We start from the raw sequence: 19,393 nt of genomic DNA, 5'->3' as shown, positions 1-19,393 counted from the left end.
GAAGACGAAAGTCGGAAGATATCCGATATCGCTGATGAATCGGACATCCACAGCTCAATTACCATGCAAAAAGGCTGCCTCGAGAGACAGCCTCCTTCTTCATCTTACTCAATCCGCTGATTTTCGGTAATATCGTTTTTTTGCGACTACAGCGAAAGTTCCACCTACAACCAAGATCGATAGTCCCATCGTCAAATAGGCGATCTGAAAATCCAACAGGTCAATGACGCCTCCAATCACCGGGAAAAGGATGATCATGCAGAGGCTATAGGCCATGCTGTTCGCACTCAAAAGCGTCGCCCGTTCTTCGGAAGGGATCAACTGATTGATGTAGGCGCTCGCGATTGTCGGCGACACCGCAGAAAAAATGATCGAAAGCACAAATCCGACAAAAATCAGCAGCTGATTCCCCAATGCCGAGAGCAGTAATGACAACGAAACAACTACCGGAAAGACATAGGGAATGCGGTTTTTACGGAGTTTCTGCTCGATGGATGGAGAAAATTTTGCTCCGAAGATGCCGAACAGGGCAGCCGCCAACAGATAGAAGCTCGTAGCTTTACCGTTGTAACCCAGCACTGACAGGTAGTTCTGGAAATAGAAATAATAAGTCGCCGCAAAGCTGTCCAGCAGGGCAAAAAACAGTATCCAGCCCCGAAGCTCTTTATGCTGCTTCAGCAACTGCCAAGCATTCCCCAGAATCCGGGTGTAGGACTGCCCCACTTTTTTGGATAATCCGACTGTTTCATCCGACTGCGGATCCAGTCGCTTGATTGGTTCTACCATGCGGTAAATCAGGAACATATTCAGCAAGCAGAGCATGATATTAACCAGATATACGGCTTGAAAATAAGTGTCAGCCAAAATCCCGGCAAGGATCACGCCGCTTTGGGCACTGATCTCGATCAGAAAATTGATGTGGGCCAGCTTGTCCAGATAGCCGCTTTCCTCGTCCAGTCCTTTCATGCTTTCAAAGACCAGCGCTTCGTAGGTCCCAGAGTTGAAATTGTAGGAAAGCGCCGAAAACGCGAAAGCAACCGCAAAGTGCGAGAAGCTCTGGCCATAAATCATCCCGATCGAGCTGATGATGGCCATCACTTTCCCGAACAACAGGATTTTTTTGTAGCCAAAACGGTCCGCCAAAGCACCTGATGGCACTTCGAAAACAAAACTCGTTATATGGAAGATAGCCTCCAGAAATCCAATCTGCACCAAGGTCATCCCTTTGAATGAACTCAGGTAAAGGAGCCATAATGAGGTGATGCCAAAGTATTGGATGAAAGCATATTTTTTCGCCAGAGAAATATTTTTATGTAATGATGTGTGATTTTCCATTTGAAAGTCCCTTCTTTTCTTGCACAAAAAAAGCTATGGGAGGCCCCATAGCCGGACTTATCTCTTTGTTCAGGATAAGCAGCAAGAAGCGTATTGTTGTTTGAATTTTTTTGATTTTTGGGCAAACTCTACCCCTTGAATTGCCGCATCGGAAAAAATACCATGCATCAAGGTCAAAAAAATTCTCAATTTCGCGCTCATGACCGCTCGCCTCTATTCTTAATCATAACTAGGAACAGTATATCATTCCGTCGTTTGGTCAGCAAATAATGTACAAAATGGAGGTGCAGCCTTGAAAATCAGGCTACACCTCCATTTTGTTAGATTTGTTCGAAAGCTTGTTCCAGATCGGCGATGATGTCATTGGCATTTTCGATCCCGATGGACAGGCGGATCATGTCCCCGGAAACGCCGGCAGCTATAAGATCTTCGTCGCTCAATTGCGCGTGGGTCGTGCTGGCTGGGTGGATGACCAATGATTTTGCGTCGGCAACGTTCGCAAGCAACGAGAACAATTCCAACTTATCGATCCACTCGATGCCGGCTTGTTTGCCGCCCTCGATGCCGAAAGTGAAGATCGAACCGGCTCCTTTAGGGAAGTATTTGTCGGCAAGAGCCTTGTATTTGCTATCAGGCAGTTCCGGATAATTCACCCAGGACACTTTCGGGTGGTTCGCCAAATATGCAACAACTTTGCGGGTATTTTCGACATGGCGTTCGACGCGCAATGACAAAGTTTCGATCCCTTGCAGCAACAGGAAGGAATCGATCGGCCCAATGCAGGCTCCGGTATCGCGCAGCAATTGCACGCGGATTTTGGTCGTGAATGCCCCCGGTCCCAGATCCGTATAGACCAACCCGTTGTAATGCGCATCCGGCGTCGTGAATCCAGGGTATCTTCCGCTGGCAGCGAAATCAAATTTACCGGATTCGATGACGACTCCGCCCATTGTTGTGCCGTGTCCGCCCAAGAATTTCGTAGCGGAGTGGACCACAACATCGGCGCCGAATTCGAAAGGACGGATCAGGTATGGCGTACCGAATGTGTTGTCCACGATCAAGATGATGCCATGGTTATGCGCGATTTCGGCGACTTTTTCGATATCGATCAGGTTCGTGCTCGGGTTTCCAATCGATTCGATGAAGATGGCTTTTGTCTTTTCCGTGATGGCAGCTTCGAAGTTAGCTCCATCTTCAGGATCAACGAAAGTTGTTTTGATGCCCAAATTAGGCAAAGTCGCACTGAAAAGATTGTAGGTTCCGCCGTAGAGCGTGCTGGCTGCCACGATTTCATCTCCCGCATTCGCTACGTTGAGGATAGCGTACGTGATAGCCGCCGAGCCTGAAGCGACTGTAACTGCGGATGTGCCCCCTTCAAGCGCTGCAACCCGCGCATCCACGACTGCGGTTGTAGGGTTCGTCAAACGGGTGTAGACATTTCCGGCATCCGTCAAAGCGAAGCGGCCGGCAGCCTGTTCCGCGCTGTCGAAGACGAAAGCGGTAGTTTGGTAGATCGGCACCGCACGGGCTCCGGTAACGGGGTCCGGCACTTGGCCTGCATGTACTTGCAACGTTTCAAAACTGTAATTTTTCTCTGTCATTTGTCATCTTTCCCTTCTGGTTTTCGATCTATTTTTTCATGGCAGTTGCTCTTCTGGGTCATTTCCGATTAGCCGAGGTTGCTTCTGTTCGTTACTCTGATATTGCAAAAAGCAAAAAAGCCCTCGTCCCTATATTCCAACTGCTTGAAATACAGGGACGAAAGCTCTTCGTGTTACCACCCATGTTCGTAGGGACCTCGCGATCCATACCTTAAAAAGTACGCAAGCTCCAGCTTGTTATACTCTTGTGCTTTATCGTGCACAAACCGAAGCAACACTATCCGCATTGCTTTGCTCCGAGACCATCTTCGCTTTTTTTCATCATACCCCTTTTCACCTACCGGGGCTCTCTGGAATGACAATCGAAAGGTACTCTTCTCTTCATCGCTCTTCTATTAGAATTTAATTAAATATAGCATCTGTTTCTAACCTTGTCAAACATTTTTATCAGGGTGAGCATAATTGATTTGTTTTGTCGGGGCATGCTCTATAATTAGTACAAGAGGTGATGGAAAATGAAATTGACGTTTACTGAAAATGCCATGCAAAGACTGGAAAAATTGGGGATGGCCGAGGAACTCTCTTTGTATATGAGCACCATCTACGGCTGCGGCGGACCGGACAGCAGCATGTTCACGATCCGAGCGTATGATACGGAAAATCAGAATTACGACACTGTTCTGGACACCAACTTCGGCGCGGTCAAAGCCACCAAGGACAGCCTGCAGCAACTGGACGAGGACAACACCATCGATTTCAACGACAGCAGTTTTTCTTTCGTCCTGAAAAGCAACCGTGGACTGTTGAACCCGCACATGAACTACAAAAATATGAAGTTGAAAGATTGAGAAAAGCGGCAACAGATAAAGTGTCCATTCCTTCTGGCAGCAATTCCCGGCGAAGCATGATTTCGCCGGGAATTTTTTGGATAAATTTAAATCAAAAAAAACTGCCCCACATTACGGGGAGCAGTCTGTGAAACTGTTTAAATGTTTTTGTGTCGATTGTAGGCAGCTGGCACGTGTGGGTAACGTTTGTAAACCTCTTCAAGATAATCTTCTTGAATCGCCATTTCCTTAAGCAAAGTTGGAAAATCAATTGTATCCACCATCTTATTTAGCAGCACTAGTCCCTCTTCTGCCATGCGGTCTCGCGTTTCAATATCAGGTATAGCAGAGGTTGCCATATGGTCTGAATGTTCCTTGAAATAGTAACCTGTTGCTCCAGATTGAAAGGCTTGGGCACTTAGGTTACCGAAAACCGATGGGGTCTGGGTAACTGGTTCTGCATAATCAGAAGTCAGCAATATATCATCCAAACGATTACGCAGCTTGTAAGCCCCAAGAATCATCTTATCAAAATGAAGCATCATCTCTTTCGGATCTGAAAAGACGCCGGATTTCTGGGCTGTTATCATGCCGTCGATATAGAGAATGGCTACCCCTGTTTCATCAAAGAAATCACGCACAACCGGATTGATGGAGATATGGGCTGGGCCGTGCAGACTAATATATATTTGCTTTTTGAAGCCTGATCGCAGTAAGGACTGTGCCAGACCATGCAGCATATCGGCACTTTCCCTGACGGTCAATTGGATGGTTCCCTTCCCTGAGGCGGTCGCCCCTGAATAAATATAAGGCACATGCGGAAGCACAAGTGAGTTTGTCCTTTCTGCCATCAATAAGGCAATCCCCTCAGCCAAGATGGTTTCGCAATCCAAGGGCAGCCCTCCGTGGAGTTCGGTTGGTCCAAAAGGCACGATGATGACATCGTTTTCCTTTAAGTAAGCCTCCACTTCATCATTTATTAAAACATTCAATAAGTGACTTCTTAATTTCATGACCAGCGCACCTCGCTATTATACTTCTGGTTCATCATTTTTCTTAGCAAATTCCTCAAGTCTTGCCAGACGAGCTGAAGTCATCGCCTCACGTGTTTCATCAGTAATGTTCCAAATGAATTTGAATGAAACCCATGATAATAAAGCACAAACGGCTGGACCAAGAAGGTTCATTAGAACTAATCCATCAACAGCTTGAGCTGATTGCGCTTGACCAGCTTGAGCGGCCTGTTGGCTGTAACCAACCCAACCAATCATCAAGACAACAAGGGATTGCGCCAACATTTGGCCAAGACGTCTTGTCAGCGAGAAGTTACCGTAGATGGAACCTTCGGAACGTTTGCCAGTGATGTATTCGTTGTAGTCAATAGATTCTGAAACAAGACCCCATTGAAGTTGAACGGACATCAGCATGAAAGCAATACCGACGCTGGCAGAAACCATGTATAAGAATGGTGGCAAGTCACCCACTAATTTCCAGACGTACAATCCAATAAAGATAGAGGCACTCAATAGTAAATAAGTACGGATTACTTTAACTGTAGATCCAATGAATTTTACCAAGTATGGAGCGATAAGTAACAGCACTACTGGTAACCCTTGACCGATTAAAGCAGCAGTTCCCATTAAACCAATATCACCAAATACATCGCCATAAATATAAGGAAGCGTTGTATTGAATAAGGTTGAACCGAAAACGATTACAATCGAGTGTAAACAAAGTGACAAGAACGCTTTGTTTTTAGCTAATGTAACAAAAATATCTGTGACTTTTGTCGGTTCTGTTTGTTCTTCTGCGGCAAGTTTCGCTGCAACATTCCGTTCTTCAGTTCCCCAATAGTGGAAGAAGATCAGTGCACCACCTAAGATAGCCGCGAAGATACCTGAAACCATATAACCTGTTGTGTTTTCACCTAAACGCGAAAGAATCACCGGTATAATCATTGAACTGATTAAACCACCGACTGTTGATCCCATACCACGAGCCGAAGATAAAGTAGTTCTTTCTCTATCGTTTAAGGCCATTACCCCAAGAACTGATCCCATGGCAATGTTCATCATAGTGTAACCTAATTCGTAGATAATTTTTAATAGAAAAATAGCTACTAAACGCATCATACCATCAAACATTGAAGGTACAGAGAAGAATGCAATAAGACCGATAACAATCAAAGGAATAGAGCGCAACATCCAAGGACGGAACTTATCTTTTTGGCCATGTGCCTTAGAGAAGGACTTATCCATTATAGTACCCATCATCGGGTCATTGACCATATCCCAAATATTCCAAACGAGCAACAGTATAGATAGCGTTGCAAATGGTATGCCTAATACGTTTGTAAGATATCGGTTCATAAATGTTCCGATCAAGACCAGGGTAGCAACCCCACCGGCATCTCCGGCACCATAACCCAATTTATGCTTCAGGGTTAGACTGCTTTTCATTTCGTTTGCTGAATTTTGCTGCTTAACAACTTTTTCTTCTGCCATAATATTTTCCTCTTTTCTCTATAATAATTGGTGAACTATTCTATATAAGTTGAATTTATATTTTTCAGATCAGCTAATTCTCCCACCAAGCATCATGGTATTAAATAAGAGAAGATGACCCCGATAGTTTATCGTCATCATCTTCTCGGGCTACATGATAGAGTTATTTTTGGTGTCTAGTTTAGGCTGACTATCCATGCAATCGCTGACATTATTATTTTTCCTATTACTCAAAAATGAAAAGTCGTAGCTTTAGTCATTCATTGCAGGGATTGTATTAGGGATTGCTTGAGGCATTTCTGCTCCATTATCATGATCACTTGGATCACCCTGTTTCATTTCTGCAATTTTTATTTGAATGCCTTCCATTGTTTCTTTATTCAATGGGTAGAATTTCATAAACGCTAGAGCAATCAGTGTACCGGCTAAAGGCAAAGCTGCAAGCAATACAATACCAGCCATACGCAATTGTGGCGAAAGTGGTGTGTCAGCCGTTGGAAATACTTTTGCAAAACCTACAGCGGCTAACACCCAACCAATCGACATTGGCGCGAACGATGATGCGACTGAATCGGTCAATGAGAACATGGTGCTCAACATTCCGGAAACATAACGTCCCGAAACACTTGTTTCGTAGTCGGAGACATCCGCTGCCATCGTCAAGGCCAAGCCTGTTGGTGTGGATGTAAATCCTTTCGCGCAAGCAAAAATGATTACGAAGGCAACTGTCCATAAGGATGGGTTAGAGAAGCTCAAATCACCTGGGTTCGCAAAGAAAAGCAAGCCGCCTAATAGAATTAATGAAATAACGCCACCTTGCAAATAACGAACATATGAGTAACGCAAGCCTCTTTTTTGAGCAATGGTTGCTGCAAAAGTAGTGAACATAAGGTTAGGCAAAATCAGCACTAAAGAGATCGTTCCGGATAGACCGAAGTTACCAAAGATGATACCGAACAGGATCATTAACACAATTTGGTCACCGAACATTGCAGAATTGAACTTCACAAAAGCTGCTGCCATGGTTAACATTTGCAAAGGTTTGTTACCTTTGACAATTTCCCAGTAATCTTTAAATGATGTTTTAGTCGTTTTTTCACCAATACCAAAGTATTGTTTGTTGTCTTTTTCTGCAATACCGATAACTGCCAAAATTCCGAGGATAGCTGAGATGACCATAACTCCTGGGATAAACACTTTGAAGAATTCCGGAGTAAAACCGCCATATTTTGGCACCAAGAAGTTTGCGACAACAATTTGACCACCAGTAAACAATAAAGTCGTTACCCAACCATCAACAATATTGAAGATGGGACGTTGTTTTGGATCGCTTGTCAATGCTGCTTGACCGGCTTTTGTAACCGTCGCTTGCAAGGAATAACCGATTTTATGCACGACTAACGAAAGTAGGAAAATTGGAATTTTCATTCCACCGCCCAGGCTATGAATATTAAATAATATCAAGAATGAAATAACAGTAATAATGTTACCTAGAACCATGATGGGACGATATTTGCCGAATTTAGTGTCTGTCTTATCGATCAAAACGCCGATAGCCGGGTCAATAACCCCATCAAAGATACGGATGTACCCCATAATTTGGCTTACGAATAGTGCGGCTAAACCAACAAGACCCGTTGAATAATAGGTGACAAACCCAAAAGCGAACATATAAATATTTGTTGATGAGTTATTCAAAGTGAATAAAACGATCTGCCATAGTTTGGCGCGATTGAGTTTCGTTTCCCCTTGAATCATTGAATCATTTTTTGACATAAAAATCCCCTCCATATCATGAAATCCAGCGCTTACAATTCAATAATCTTTATCACATTATGAAACTACGTTGCGTTTAAAAGTATTCGAAATGCGATTGGTAAAACTGAGTTGTAATAACTAAGGAAATAATACCATCGCTGGTAACCGGTTACAACTTTTTTATTGTTAATACTTTGTGAACGCTGTCATCCTTGCTGAAGTAAGTGTGTTGCGATGGCATTCGTCAAAGGTTTAGATCCTTCTTGAGGATGATCTGATTACCATTGGGGAACTCTTCGATGAGGATTTTTTTATATTCAGTATTGACAAATCCGCTTTCACGACTATTCTTTGGGAAGTGGGCAAAAAAAATAAAGAAGATGATCCCGATTGCGTATCGGAATCATCTTCTTTAGGCTGCATGATGCAGTTTTTATTGTCATAATCGAGAACTATTTAGAATAAAAAGTGCATCACCATAGGTGTTTCATAGAGTTGCAAAATGTTCTATGCATCCAATAATGATGGCTAGCTTCACGGGTAAGCCCTTCGGAAAGGATAAAGGAACCCCTTGTCTCTGCGAGCCAAGGATACTGTTCGACTAACCTGCTGACGCAGGAAGTCTCTCAGCATATTGCGCTCTGCGATGCTCAGTCGGCACGATTTCCTAAATTTCTTTCAGGGCTGAGCGAACCCGTTCCGCTTTTCTTATTATTCTTCACCTTCGTCGAATTGGCTGTTGTAGAGGTCGGCGTAGAAGCCGCCTTTCGCCAGCAGTTCTCCGTGGGTTCCTTGTTCGACGATGTCCCCGTTGTTCATGCAGAGGATTAGGTCGGCATTTTTGATGGTCGACAAGCGATGCGCGATGATGAAGCTTGTTCTGCCTTGCATCAGCGTATCCATCGCTTTCTGGATCAGCACTTCCGTCCGCGTGTCAACCGAACTTGTCGCCTCATCCAGGATCATGATTTGCGGATCGGCTAGAATGGCGCGCGCGATCGTCAGCAATTGTTTCTCTCCCTGAGAAACGTTGTTGGCTTCCTCGTTCAGGATCATATCATAGCCATCCGGCAACGTCCGGACAAAGTGATCCACCTGCGCAGCTTTTGCGGCAGCGATGACTTCTTCATCCGTCGCATCCAGTTTCCCGTAGCGGATGTTCTCCATGATGGTACCATTGTAAAGCCACGTATCCTGCAGCACCATCCCGAATTCCGTACGCAGATCGCTGCGCGTGAAATCGGTAAGTTTGTGGTTGTCGATGTAGATGGCTCCACCCGTCAAATCGTAGAAACGCATCAACAATTTCACCATCGTCGTCTTGCCGGCGCCGGTAGGACCAACTAACGCGACTTTTTGTCCTTCTTTTATATCCGCGGAGAAGTCCTTGATGACCAGATGATCCGGTTCATAACCGAACTTAACATGCTCGAAGCGGACATTCCCTTTGACATCAGCGGTCGCCATTTCGATTTTCGCTTCGGTCACTGTCTCTTCTTCCTCTTCCAGGAATTCAAAAATACGTTCGGAGGCAGCCACCATCCGTTGCAATTGACTCCCCACTTGAGCGACTTGCGTCAAAGGTTGGGTGAAGTTGCGCACGTACTGCAGGAAGGCTTGGATATCCCCGATTGTCATGTTTCCGGCAGCCGCCATCGCGCCACCCATGATACAGACAACGACATAACCAAGATTTCCGATTAGGCTCAACAAGGGCATCATCAAACCGGAAAGGAATTCGGCCTTGAAGCCGGCTTGGATCAATTGATCGTTCTCTTTGTCGAAAGCGGCAACGGATTTTTCTTCCCCGTTGAAGGCTTTCATGACCACATGTCCGCCGTACATCTCTTCGACATGGCCATTGACCGCACCCAAGTATTTTTGCTGGTTGGCGAAGTGCTTCTGCGACTTCGACATGATCAGCATCAGGAGCATCATAGAAACGACCAGCACAGCAAGAATGACGAGCGTCAGCGGCCAACTGATCGTCAGCATCATGATGAAGACACCCACCAAAGTCGTGATCGACGTGATGATCTGGGTAAGGCTCTGGTTCAGGCTGGTATTCAGAGTATCCACGTCATTCGTGATCCTGGAAAGAACATCCCCTTGGCTATTCTTGTGGAAATAGGCCAGCGGTAATTTGTTGATTTTCTCCATTATGTCTTTGCGCAGTTTATAGGAAACTTTTGCGGAAACCCCCGACATCAGAAAACCTTGCAGATAAGAGAACGCGGCACTCAGAACGTACAAGCCCAAAAGCCCCAACAGGACTGTTCCGATGTAATCGAAATCGATTTCGCCGGCCCCGCCTGTGAATTTCAGCATGACTCCGGCTACCAATTTGTCGATGGCCAAAGCCATGATTTTTGGTCCAACAATCCCAAACAGGGAGGAAGCGATCGCCAATATGAAGACGACTGCCATCAGCCATTTGAAGGGCGACAGATAAGCGGCCAATTTTTTGAATCCGCCTTTGAAGTCCTTCGCTTTCACGACCGGTGCGCTCATTCCTGCCATCGGACCGTGGCCTCCGCCAGGGCCGCCTTGCGGTCTTCTTTGTTTCATTTCGCTCATGCTAATTCCTCCTCTGAAAGCTGAGATTTAGCAATTTCTTGATAAGTCTCACAGTTTTTCATCAATGCATCGTGAGTCCCTATCCCGACGATTTTGCCTTTATCGAGGACAATGATCTGCTCCGCATCCATGATGGTGCTGATCCGTTGCGCCACGATCAGGACGGTTGCGTTGTCCGTGTAGGCATGCAATGCAGAACGCAGTGCCGCATCCGTTTTGAAGTCCAACGCTGAAAAGCTGTCGTCAAAAATATAAATCGACGCTTTTTTTACCAACGCGCGGGCAATGGCCAAGCGTTGTTTCTGCCCGCCGCTGACATTACCTCCGCCTTGTGCGATGGCCGTATCGATGCCGTCTTCCATATCCGATACGAAGTTTTTCGCTTGGGCGACTTCAATAGCTTTCATGATGTCATCCATCGACGCATCGTCTTTTCCGTACAGAACGTTTGAAGCGATGTCTCCGGAGAAGAGCATCCCCTTTTGAGGAACATAGCCGATGTTGCGGCGCAGATCGGTTTGCGTCATTTTCCGGATATCGATGCCATCGATTTCGATGGCGCCGTCTGTCACGTCATAAAAGCGCGGAATCAGATTGATCAACGTCGATTTGCCGGAACCTGTCGAGCCGATGATTGCAGTCGTTTCGCCTGGTCTAGCGGTAAAGGAAATGTCGGTCAATACATTCTCGTTCGCCTTCGGATAATGATAAGAAACATGGTTGAAGGTGATGAGTCCTTCGTTCTTTCCGCTCGGTTGCGCATCGATCGGATCCGTGATGCTCAAATCCGTATCTAACACTTCCCCGATCCGGATTGCCGATACAGAAGCGCGCGGCAGGAAGATGAACATCATTGAAATCATCAAGAATGCCATGATGATCTGCATCACATATTGGATGTAGGCCATCATATCCCCAATCTGCAGGGCAGAATCAGCGACTTGCTGACTACCGAACCAGATGATCAGCAGCGAAACACCGTTCATGATGAGCATCATCGCCGGCATCAAAAGGGACATCAAACGTTGAACAAAGCGGTTTGTGAAGGTGTACTCTTCATTGGCATCATTGAAGCGGTTTTCTTCGAATGGTTCATTCCCGAAAGCGCGGATGACCATCATGCCGGAAAGGTTCTCGCGGCTGACCAGATTCAATCTGTCCGTCAAGCTTTGCAACACTTTGAACTTCGGCATCGCAATCGACAGGATCGTCATCATGATGCCGACAAGGGCAATGACCGCAACGGCGATTGTCCATGCCAGCGAGACACTCTTGTCAATCGCCATGATCAGACCACCAGTTGCCAAAATCGGTGCATAGCAAAGCATGCGGATACCGATCGTGATCAGTTGCTGGATTTGCTGCACATCATTGGTCGTGCGGGTGATCAAGGATGCGGTCGAAAAGTTATCGAACTCGGTGTTGGAAAAACTTTCGACTTTGGCGAAGACATCCCTTCTCATCCGGCCGGAAACTTTCGCGGCGATCCGCGAAGAGAAATATGCGACCGCTACGGAAGCAACAGAGACAGCCACTGCGATGGCGAGCATCTGTGCGCCTTTTGTCATAATGTATTGGTTCTGGAGCGCATCCATATCCGCTCCCAGATCTTCATAGAAGAGTTTCATAAACAGGATCCCGATTTGGCTGTAGAGCATCGGCTCGGCAGCATCAGCAACCTTCATTGAGGCTGTGAAAGCTTCCTGAGGTAGCTGCTGCAATTGCGGCAACAGTGCGTAAAGTTGGTTCATATCTGCATCCTCGAAGCCGCTCTCGGCATCGACCGCCGCAGCGTTGCCTTGCTGAGCAGACATTTCCTGCATGAACGTCACGAAGCTGTAGCTGGCTTTGCTGAAGATGCTCTCCAACGAAGTCATTTTTTCCGGATCGGTTTCATCAAGCACGTAGAAATCCGCTTGTTGGCTTTCCGGAAATTCTGCGCTGTAGGCCTCAGCTTCAGCCGATCCGCCCTCGATCAGCTGATAGCTGTTCTGGAACGTTTCCTTGTCCTCTTCATCCATGAACAGTGTCATGAGTGCGAAGCCTTCCGCCGGCAGAGCTTCAGGCGCTTCCTGTTCGACGCCTCCGTTCTGGATGCCGGTGTTGACGATGTCACTCATCAGATTCGGCAGGCTCAATTCCCCGATTGCTTGTCCGAATAAAATCAGCAAGCTAATCAGGATCGTACCGGCAAACGGTTTTAAGTATTTCATTATCACTTTCATATGCTTTACCTTTTCTTTCCTGATTTAGTTGTTTTCTTTTTTATGCAGATGCCCGTGCCCGTGTTGGTGACCGCAGCCGCCTTCCAGGTTGTGCAGCATCCTTTTGAAGCACCCTTCTAATACGTCCAGTTCTTCATCGGTGAAGCCTTCGAAAACTTTTTTGTTGGCTTCATACAAAGCCCTCTTCATCTCTTCCGAGGCGGCGATGCTTTTTTCGGTAAGATGAATGCTCTTGGAACGGGCATCCTTCGAACTGACCGTGCGTGTGACGAATCCCTTCGCTTCCAACCGTTTGATGATTCCGGTCACGGTCGGATTGGTAAGGTTGAAAGTCTCCTCGATGTCTTTTTGGATCACTTCCTCGTCACCACGGCCCTTCAGATAGAAAAGGATGTGGATTTGGGACGTGGTCAAGTCGATTTTACCCACCAGTCGGTTCATCTGTTCCTTAAATTGGTTATGGAGCATCGGGATATATACACCCATCATCTCGCGTGATATCAAAATGTTTCCTCCTTTCCGACCAGTTATACATAGCATGCTATCTATTATCTCATTATCCATCCATATGTCAATGGATTCGATACAATACGAGCCATTTTCAGGAAAATTTAATATAATGATTGTAGTATTAAATGAACCGGAAAGAAGGATCAGTATGGAAGAGATAATTTCTGTCAGGAATCGGCTGATTGCCCTTTGCCAAGAGCACGCGCACGTCATTGAAGACTATCCTTTCGGTGACTCCGAATGGACCGTCATGCGCCACGAAGGCAACCGCAAAACCTTTGCCTACATCTATGAACGGAATGGTGAAACTTGGCTGAATGTGAAGAACACCCCCGAGCGGAACGACTATCTGCGCGAGACAATTCCGGAAATCATGCCCGCCTATCATATGAACAAGACCCACTGGATCACCCTGCGGCTCGTTTCTGAAGAGCTTTTCCCGATTGCTGACCGCATCATCACGGAAAGCTACCGGTTGACGCAGACAAAACCGAGGAAAAAAACAATAGTACGCCAAAAAGAGGAAGAGCTTTGATTAGCTCCTCCTCTTTTTGGTTGATTTGCCTTCTTTCTAGCGGAAATACGGCTTCAGTTGTTCCAATTCCGCTTCGTTGAGCGGCCGATAGCTCCCCAGTGGAATCGATTCATCCAATTCAATCGGTCCCATCGTCAGTCGTTTCAGATAGGTGACTTTCTTGCCGACCGAGAGGAACATCTTCTTCACTTGGTGGAATTTCCCCTCACTGATATCCAGCAGCACGCGGCTTTCATCGTCCCCGTGGCTGAGGATGGTCAAATAGGCCGGCTTGCAGGTCGTCCCTCCGTGGAAGACGATTCCTTCAGCGAAGGCTTCCTGATCGGCGGCTGTCACAAGCTCGTTCACGACGACCACATAGCGCTTCGTCACTTTTTTGTGCGGCAGCAGCAGCTGATATCCTAGCTGCCCATTGTCCGTGATCAACAGCAGCCCTTCCGTATCCTTGTCCAACCGTCCCACAGGATAGAGGCCCGGTCTGCGGTCGGACGGGTCGATCAGATCGATGACGGTCGGGTTGCCTTCATCGGATACCGCCGTGACAACGCCAGCCGGTTTGTGCAGCATATAGTAGACATTGGTGTGTTGCGTCAGCGTTTCCCCCGAGACGATGACCGTCTGGAGCTGTGGATCAACATTGTGATTGTCCGCTAGCACGATTTCCCCGTCGATGCTGACTTGTTTGCTTCTGATCATTTTTTTTACTTGTCCTCGCGAACCGTAGCCGCATTCGTTGAGCAGTTTGTCCAATCGCATCCATCGTCATCCTTTCCGTTTTTATTGCAGTCCTTATATTCTAAGCGGAAAAGATACTTGGCGCAAGTTGATTATGCGCGGGACTTGTTTTATAGTTTTGCATCATTTTATTCTTCCGGCTCCGTCGGGATTTCCGCTTACGCCCCGTTCAAAGGCTGCCAAATGGTTTTCGGATGCGGCCATCAGGCGTTCAAAGACGCTTATGACATCGTCCGGCAAATCATCTGCCTCAAGGAATTGTCCATAAACAGAGATGTTTTCGATTTCACCGGCCACGCCTTTTTCAAAGCTTTCCGCCAAGGACGCCGGTAATTCAATACGGGCTTCCGCTTCATTTTCCGGAACTTCAAATCCATAAGTTTCGAACAGCGGCAACAATAATGAGATGTGTGTGCCTTCCGCTTTGGCGATGCTTGTGAATGGTTTGACCGTTCCGTATGCATCCATGATCGCTTCGTAGGCCGCTTCGGCCATATATTCATCCTGGATAGCGTAAACCAACATTTCTTCTATTGTATACGTTTCTCCTTCACTGACCGCTGCTGCGCCAGATAACTCTTCATCTTCGGATGCCATGACGCCGGTGCCGCTGAACAATAAGATTGCCAAAGCCCCGCCTACTGCTCCGTTCATCCACTTTTTCATTTTTATCCGCTCCTTTTTTGTATGCTTCGTGATCTTCTTTTCTACAAGTTCAGTATAGGAAAGAAGTATGTCGAAAGCATGGCAAAACAGGGGCGAAAAGAGAACGCTTTTCAAAAATAAAATTAATAAAAGAGAGAGTGCGCAAGTCACTCCCCTTCTTCTGAATTAGTGCTCTTGATTTCCCAATGGATGACGACCGTCAGAACGACCCGCAGGATGACGATGGCCGAGAGCACAATAAATTCATCGATCGTCTGGATGATGACCGTCTTCAATATTTCTGCGGCCAGTTTGAACTCCAGACTATACGCCAAAGCTTTGGCCAATTCAAGTTTCGGTTGGTTGTTGCTCAGATTCAGCCTGTCCAGAATGAACAGATACAACGACTTGACGCACCCATAAAGGATGATCAGGACACCGATGCCCTCGATCAGGCTCGCAAGTGTTGGGATGACTTTGGTTAAGACAGCATGTAGATCCATCATACTCCTCCTTTTAGAATTCAGATAATCAAGCAGGACGGTTCATTATTTGTCCTGTTTCTTTTTCCCAATCGCTTCTTCAACCCGGAAGCGGACGATCCGGCGCACAAGCTCGTATGGGATAGGTTTCGTCAGCGGAAATTGAATGGCGCCTTTTGAGGTCTTGTAATCCGTCAATTCTTCCTTGAAAGCCGCAACGCCGCTTGGCGCGGGATAGAAACCGATATGATTTTTCTGCACAGCAAAATGCACCAAGTTCCCGTTTAGGTAGAAGGTCGGCATCTGATAACTGATTTTCTCTGTCGCATCAGGTGCCTCTTCTTTTATCAGCCGACGAAATTCCTGCAGGATTGCCCGAATATCCTCGTCGTAGCGGCTGATGTATGCATCAATTGTTTCAATTTTTACAGCTGATTCTTCCATTTTAATCCACCTCGATGATCTCGATTTTCTGTTTTTTGCGTTCCTGTAAATAGTATATCATATGCTGATGCAAGTGCTTGCAAGCTTAACGAATAGTAGGTATGATGATGGCAAAGAGGATAAAAAAACTGGACAAGCCGCTCCCTTAACCCACTACTGACCGGCACTGATGATGCCTAACATAACTATTTTTAGGAAAGTCTGGTTGCAGATGTACAACCCAACAAGGGAGTGAGAAACATGCGTAAAATTCTCAAAAATACCAAAAAATTCCTCAAAAAATTTGGACCGGGCGTCATCACTGGAGCCTCTGATGATGATCCATCCGGCATCGTCACCTATTCGCAGACAGGAGCCATGTTCGGCCTTCATCTGTTGTGGCTTTCTCCGATTTCTTGCATCTTTGCGATTGCTATTCAAGAAATGTGCGGACGGATTGGGCTGGTTTCGGGTAAAGGGCTGACCGGGATCATGAGACAGTCCTATCCTAAGTGGGTAAGCTATCCGGCAATCTCCCTTCTGTTCATCGCCAATACGATCAACATCGGTGCCGATCTGGGTGCGATGGCCGCGGTGGCTCAGATGGTGCTCGGTTTACCGTTCATTTTTTGGATCCTAGTCATGACGGCCCTGACCTTGGTTCTGGAAATTTTCATGGACTACAAACATTATTCGAGATTTCTGATGCTACTGACGCTTTCTCTGTTCGCTTATTTTTTCACGGCATTCATGGTCCGCCAAGATTGGGGGGCTGTCCTTCAGCACACCCTTGTCCCAACCTTTTATCCTTCCCGGGAATTCACGCTTAATGTGGTGGCCTTTTTAGGTACGACGATTTCCCCTTACCTGTTTTTTTGGCAAGCGGATGAAGAAGTGGAAAAAGAGATTGTCGAGCATAAAATCAAAGGAATCGGCATCGGGAAACCCCGCATCTTTGTCAAGGATATCAAGAATATGAAAATTGATACGATAGTCGGGATGTTTTTTACAACCGTCACTGCTTTCATGATTGTGTTGACGACGGCAGGGACCCTTCATCTTAGCGGCATCACCACCATCAACTCCGCGACGGAGGCCGCTCAGGCGCTTCGGCCATTGGTGGGAGACTTTGCCTATTGGTTGTTCGCTTTGGGCATCATCGGAACGGGACTGCTTGGTGTGCCTGTTTTGGCTGGCTCCTCATCCTACGCCATTTCCGAATTTTTCGGTTGGGAGACGGGTTTGGGGAAGAAACTGAAGGAGGCGCATGGTTTCTACGGCGTCATCACCATCGCGACGCTCATCGGACTGACGATCAATTTCATCGGGATCGATCCGATGAGGGCCTTGTACTATTCCGCAGCCATCAATGGCTTGATGGCCCCACCCTTGATGCTCTTGATCCTCTTCATCGGAAACAATAAAAAAGTGATGGGCAGCCATACGAACCGTCGTTTGGGAAATGTGGTCGGCGGCATTGCGACGTTGGTGATGTTCGGCATCGGCTTGCTTTTCATGAAGGATTTCTTCGGCCTCTAGCGGGCTGTTTTTCTGTGAATAATGGCTAAAAAAGAATCGGGTCTCGGATAAAGGTTATCCGGGGCCTATTTTCCGCGCAAGTCATAAGTCTCCGTGAGGCTGCGCGGACTCAACTCACGGAAGATCCAATAAGTTGCCATTTTTGCACCATGTTACTTATTTTAAGGATGTGATTCCATTTTCATAAAAATGTGTTATGATATGGAATGAAAATTTGAACGGTAAAGAAAGGAAAGTAAAATGAATACACCTTCTATTTATGGATTGACTTTGGATCAGCTGGAAGCTTGGTTGTTGGAACAAGGCCAGAAAAAATTCCGCGCCCAACAGATCTGGGACTGGCTATATATCAAACGGGTCCTCGATTTCTCGGAAATGACGAACCTGTCAAAAGATTTGGTTGCCCTTCTCTCCGACACCTTCTTGCTGCAGCCCCTGAATCAAGTGGTCGTCCAGGAATCAGCGGACGGCACAACTAAATACCTCTTTCAGCTGGAAGACAAACTGATGATTGAAACCGTCCTGATGCGTCAAGAATATGGCCTGTCCGTCTGCGTTACGACGCAAGTCGGCTGCGATATCGGCTGCACGTTCTGCGCAAGCGGCCTGAAACGGAAACAACGCGATCTGACTGCCGGCGAAATCGTTGCGCAAATCATGCAGATCCAGCACTACTTGGATCAAAAAGGCAATGGCGAACGCGTCAGCCACATCGTTGTGATGGGCATCGGCGAACCGTTCGACAACTACGATAATGTCATCGCCTTCCTGAACATCGTCAACCATGCCAAAGGTTTGGCAATCGGCGCGCGTCACATCACCGTTTCCACCAGTGGATTGGCTCCGAAGATCCGGGAATTCGCGGAAAACGGACTGCAAGTCAACTTGGCTTTGTCCCTCCACGCGCCGAACGATGAAATCCGTAGCCGTATGATGCGCATCAACCGCAAACACCCGCTGAAGGAAGTCATGTCCGCCATCGACGAATATCTGGAAAAGACGAACCGCCGCATCACTTTCGAATACATCATGATCTCTGGCGTGAACGACAGACCGGAACAGGCGCATGAATTGGTCGCCTTATTGAAGGATAAGCGTCACCTGTCCTACGTGAACCTGATCCCTTACAATCCGGTTGCTGAACACATCAAATACGAACGCAGCACCAAAAAGGATATTTTGGCATTCTATGATATCCTCAAAAAGAACAACATCAACTGCGTCATCCGCAAGGAACACGGCACCGACATCGATGCTGCTTGTGGCCAACTGCGCAGTAAGCATCTGGAAAAAGCAACTAAATAATTGACCTTTCACTAAGCAACCTCGGTAAAATGAGGTTGCTTTTTTAATTATTCTTCGTCAGGTGCTGTCTCCTGCATCCAACCTTTGAATCCGCAGTGCGGGCAAGTCAACCGTTTGCCTCGCTTGCCTCCGTTCAAAGACAACAGATCAGTCAGGAAGCTGATTTTGAATTTGCGCTTGCACTGTGGACAGGCGTACGCATTCACGCGCGAATGGTAGTAGACGATCGCGAATAGAACCGCGATCCCCCCTAAAATCATCAGCGCCGGATAAAAGCCGCCTGCTCTCTCAGCCGCAGGAAATCCAACTACCAAGAACAGCACATATCCCGCAACCGCAAGCATCGTGACGCTGTCCGATTTCCGGTTTTTACCACTTTTGGTCATGCCTCA

At 46.8% G+C, this 19,393-nt stretch carries 17 protein-coding genes; 4 read left to right on the top strand and 13 right to left on the bottom strand.

Annotated features, from left to right (window positions below):
- Positions 1 to 108 precede the first annotated feature (108 nt).
- Both C7R56_RS01150 and C7R56_RS01145 read right to left on the bottom strand, forming a co-directional pair.
- Positions 109 to 1,335 (bottom strand): MFS transporter, encoded by a 1,227-nt coding sequence (locus C7R56_RS01150; protein ID WP_107994804.1) that lies wholly within the window; start codon positions 1,333 to 1,335, stop codon positions 109 to 111.
- A gap of 320 nt (positions 1,336 to 1,655) precedes the next feature.
- Positions 1,656 to 2,936, bottom strand: coding sequence for an O-acetylhomoserine aminocarboxypropyltransferase/cysteine synthase family protein (locus C7R56_RS01145; RefSeq protein WP_107994803.1), 1,281 nt, complete (start codon positions 2,934 to 2,936; stop codon positions 1,656 to 1,658).
- A 515-nt stretch (positions 2,937 to 3,451) separates the two neighbouring features.
- Here C7R56_RS01145 and C7R56_RS01140 point away from each other — a divergent pair.
- On the top strand, positions 3,452 to 3,784 hold the full coding sequence (locus C7R56_RS01140; protein WP_107994802.1) for an iron-sulfur cluster biosynthesis family protein: 333 nt from the start codon (positions 3,452 to 3,454) through the stop codon (positions 3,782 to 3,784).
- A gap of 137 nt (positions 3,785 to 3,921) precedes the next feature.
- Here C7R56_RS01140 and C7R56_RS01135 read toward each other — a convergent pair whose 3' ends face one another.
- From C7R56_RS01135 to C7R56_RS01110, 6 genes are all read right to left on the bottom strand, one after another.
- A complete protein-coding gene (locus tag C7R56_RS01135) occupies positions 3,922 to 4,776 on the bottom strand; it encodes a creatininase family protein (RefSeq protein ID WP_107994801.1) in 855 nt (284 codons plus the stop codon).
- An 18-nt stretch (positions 4,777 to 4,794) separates the two neighbouring features.
- Positions 4,795 to 6,267 (bottom strand): MFS transporter, encoded by a 1,473-nt coding sequence (locus C7R56_RS01130; RefSeq protein ID WP_107994800.1) that lies wholly within the window; start codon positions 6,265 to 6,267, stop codon positions 4,795 to 4,797.
- Positions 6,268 to 6,519: 252 nt separating this feature from the next.
- Positions 6,520 to 8,043: an MFS transporter gene (locus tag C7R56_RS01125; RefSeq protein WP_107994799.1), complete on the bottom strand. Its 1,524-nt coding sequence runs from the start codon at positions 8,041 to 8,043 to the stop codon at positions 6,520 to 6,522.
- A 693-nt stretch (positions 8,044 to 8,736) separates the two neighbouring features.
- Positions 8,737 to 10,602: an ABC transporter ATP-binding protein gene (locus C7R56_RS01120; RefSeq protein ID WP_107994798.1), complete on the bottom strand. Its 1,866-nt coding sequence runs from the start codon at positions 10,600 to 10,602 to the stop codon at positions 8,737 to 8,739.
- Positions 10,599 to 12,827, bottom strand: a complete 2,229-nt coding sequence (locus C7R56_RS01115; RefSeq protein ID WP_107994797.1) for an ABC transporter ATP-binding protein — start codon at positions 12,825 to 12,827, stop codon at positions 10,599 to 10,601. Before C7R56_RS01115 ends, C7R56_RS01120 begins: the two co-directional genes overlap by 4 nt.
- Positions 12,828 to 12,851: 24 nt before the next feature.
- Positions 12,852 to 13,331 (bottom strand): MarR family winged helix-turn-helix transcriptional regulator, encoded by a 480-nt coding sequence (locus tag C7R56_RS01110; protein ID WP_159072115.1) that lies wholly within the window; start codon positions 13,329 to 13,331, stop codon positions 12,852 to 12,854.
- A 115-nt stretch (positions 13,332 to 13,446) separates the two neighbouring features.
- Here C7R56_RS01110 and C7R56_RS01105 point away from each other — a divergent pair, with 115 nt between their 5' ends.
- Complete coding sequence (locus tag C7R56_RS01105) at positions 13,447 to 13,872, top strand: MmcQ/YjbR family DNA-binding protein (protein WP_199902956.1); 426 nt, start codon at positions 13,447 to 13,449, stop codon at positions 13,870 to 13,872.
- 36 nt (positions 13,873 to 13,908) lie between these two features.
- Here the strand turns inward: C7R56_RS01105 and C7R56_RS01100 are convergent, their stop codons facing one another.
- The 4 genes from C7R56_RS01100 to C7R56_RS01085 all read right to left on the bottom strand — a co-directional run bounded on the left by C7R56_RS01100 (position 13,909) and on the right by C7R56_RS01085 (position 16,178).
- Entirely contained in the window at positions 13,909 to 14,628 is a 720-nt protein-coding gene (locus C7R56_RS01100) for a pseudouridine synthase (RefSeq protein ID WP_107994795.1), read from the bottom strand.
- A gap of 102 nt (positions 14,629 to 14,730) precedes the next feature.
- Positions 14,731 to 15,273, bottom strand: a complete 543-nt coding sequence (locus C7R56_RS01095; RefSeq protein ID WP_107994794.1) for a ferritin-like domain-containing protein — start codon at positions 15,271 to 15,273, stop codon at positions 14,731 to 14,733.
- 146 nt (positions 15,274 to 15,419) lie between these two features.
- On the bottom strand, positions 15,420 to 15,758 hold the full coding sequence (locus C7R56_RS01090; protein WP_234402541.1) for a DUF1622 domain-containing protein: 339 nt from the start codon (positions 15,756 to 15,758) through the stop codon (positions 15,420 to 15,422).
- Between the two features lie 42 nt (positions 15,759 to 15,800).
- Complete coding sequence (locus C7R56_RS01085) at positions 15,801 to 16,178, bottom strand: iron chaperone (protein WP_107994793.1); 378 nt, start codon at positions 16,176 to 16,178, stop codon at positions 15,801 to 15,803.
- Between the two features lie 240 nt (positions 16,179 to 16,418).
- Here C7R56_RS01085 and C7R56_RS01080 point away from each other — a divergent pair, with 240 nt between their 5' ends.
- Both C7R56_RS01080 and rlmN read left to right on the top strand, forming a co-directional pair.
- Positions 16,419 to 17,696, top strand: coding sequence for an Nramp family divalent metal transporter (locus C7R56_RS01080; RefSeq protein ID WP_107994792.1), 1,278 nt, complete (start codon positions 16,419 to 16,421; stop codon positions 17,694 to 17,696).
- Between the two features lie 240 nt (positions 17,697 to 17,936).
- Positions 17,937 to 19,001: a 23S rRNA (adenine(2503)-C(2))-methyltransferase RlmN gene (rlmN, locus tag C7R56_RS01075; RefSeq protein WP_107994791.1), complete on the top strand. Its 1,065-nt coding sequence runs from the start codon at positions 17,937 to 17,939 to the stop codon at positions 18,999 to 19,001.
- Between the two features lie 47 nt (positions 19,002 to 19,048).
- On the opposite strand, the gene C7R56_RS01070 is transcribed toward rlmN, so the two are convergent.
- Positions 19,049 to 19,387 (bottom strand): hypothetical protein, encoded by a 339-nt coding sequence (locus tag C7R56_RS01070; protein ID WP_107994790.1) that lies wholly within the window; start codon positions 19,385 to 19,387, stop codon positions 19,049 to 19,051.
- Positions 19,388 to 19,393: the final 6 nt, after the last annotated feature.

Source organism: Trichococcus paludicola (assembly GCF_003052295.1).
GTDB classification, from domain to species: Bacteria; Bacillota; Bacilli; order Lactobacillales; family Aerococcaceae; genus Trichococcus; species Trichococcus paludicola.
The sequence above is the reverse complement of the archived record's forward strand: the minus strand, read 5'-3'. Positions and strand labels throughout refer to the sequence as shown.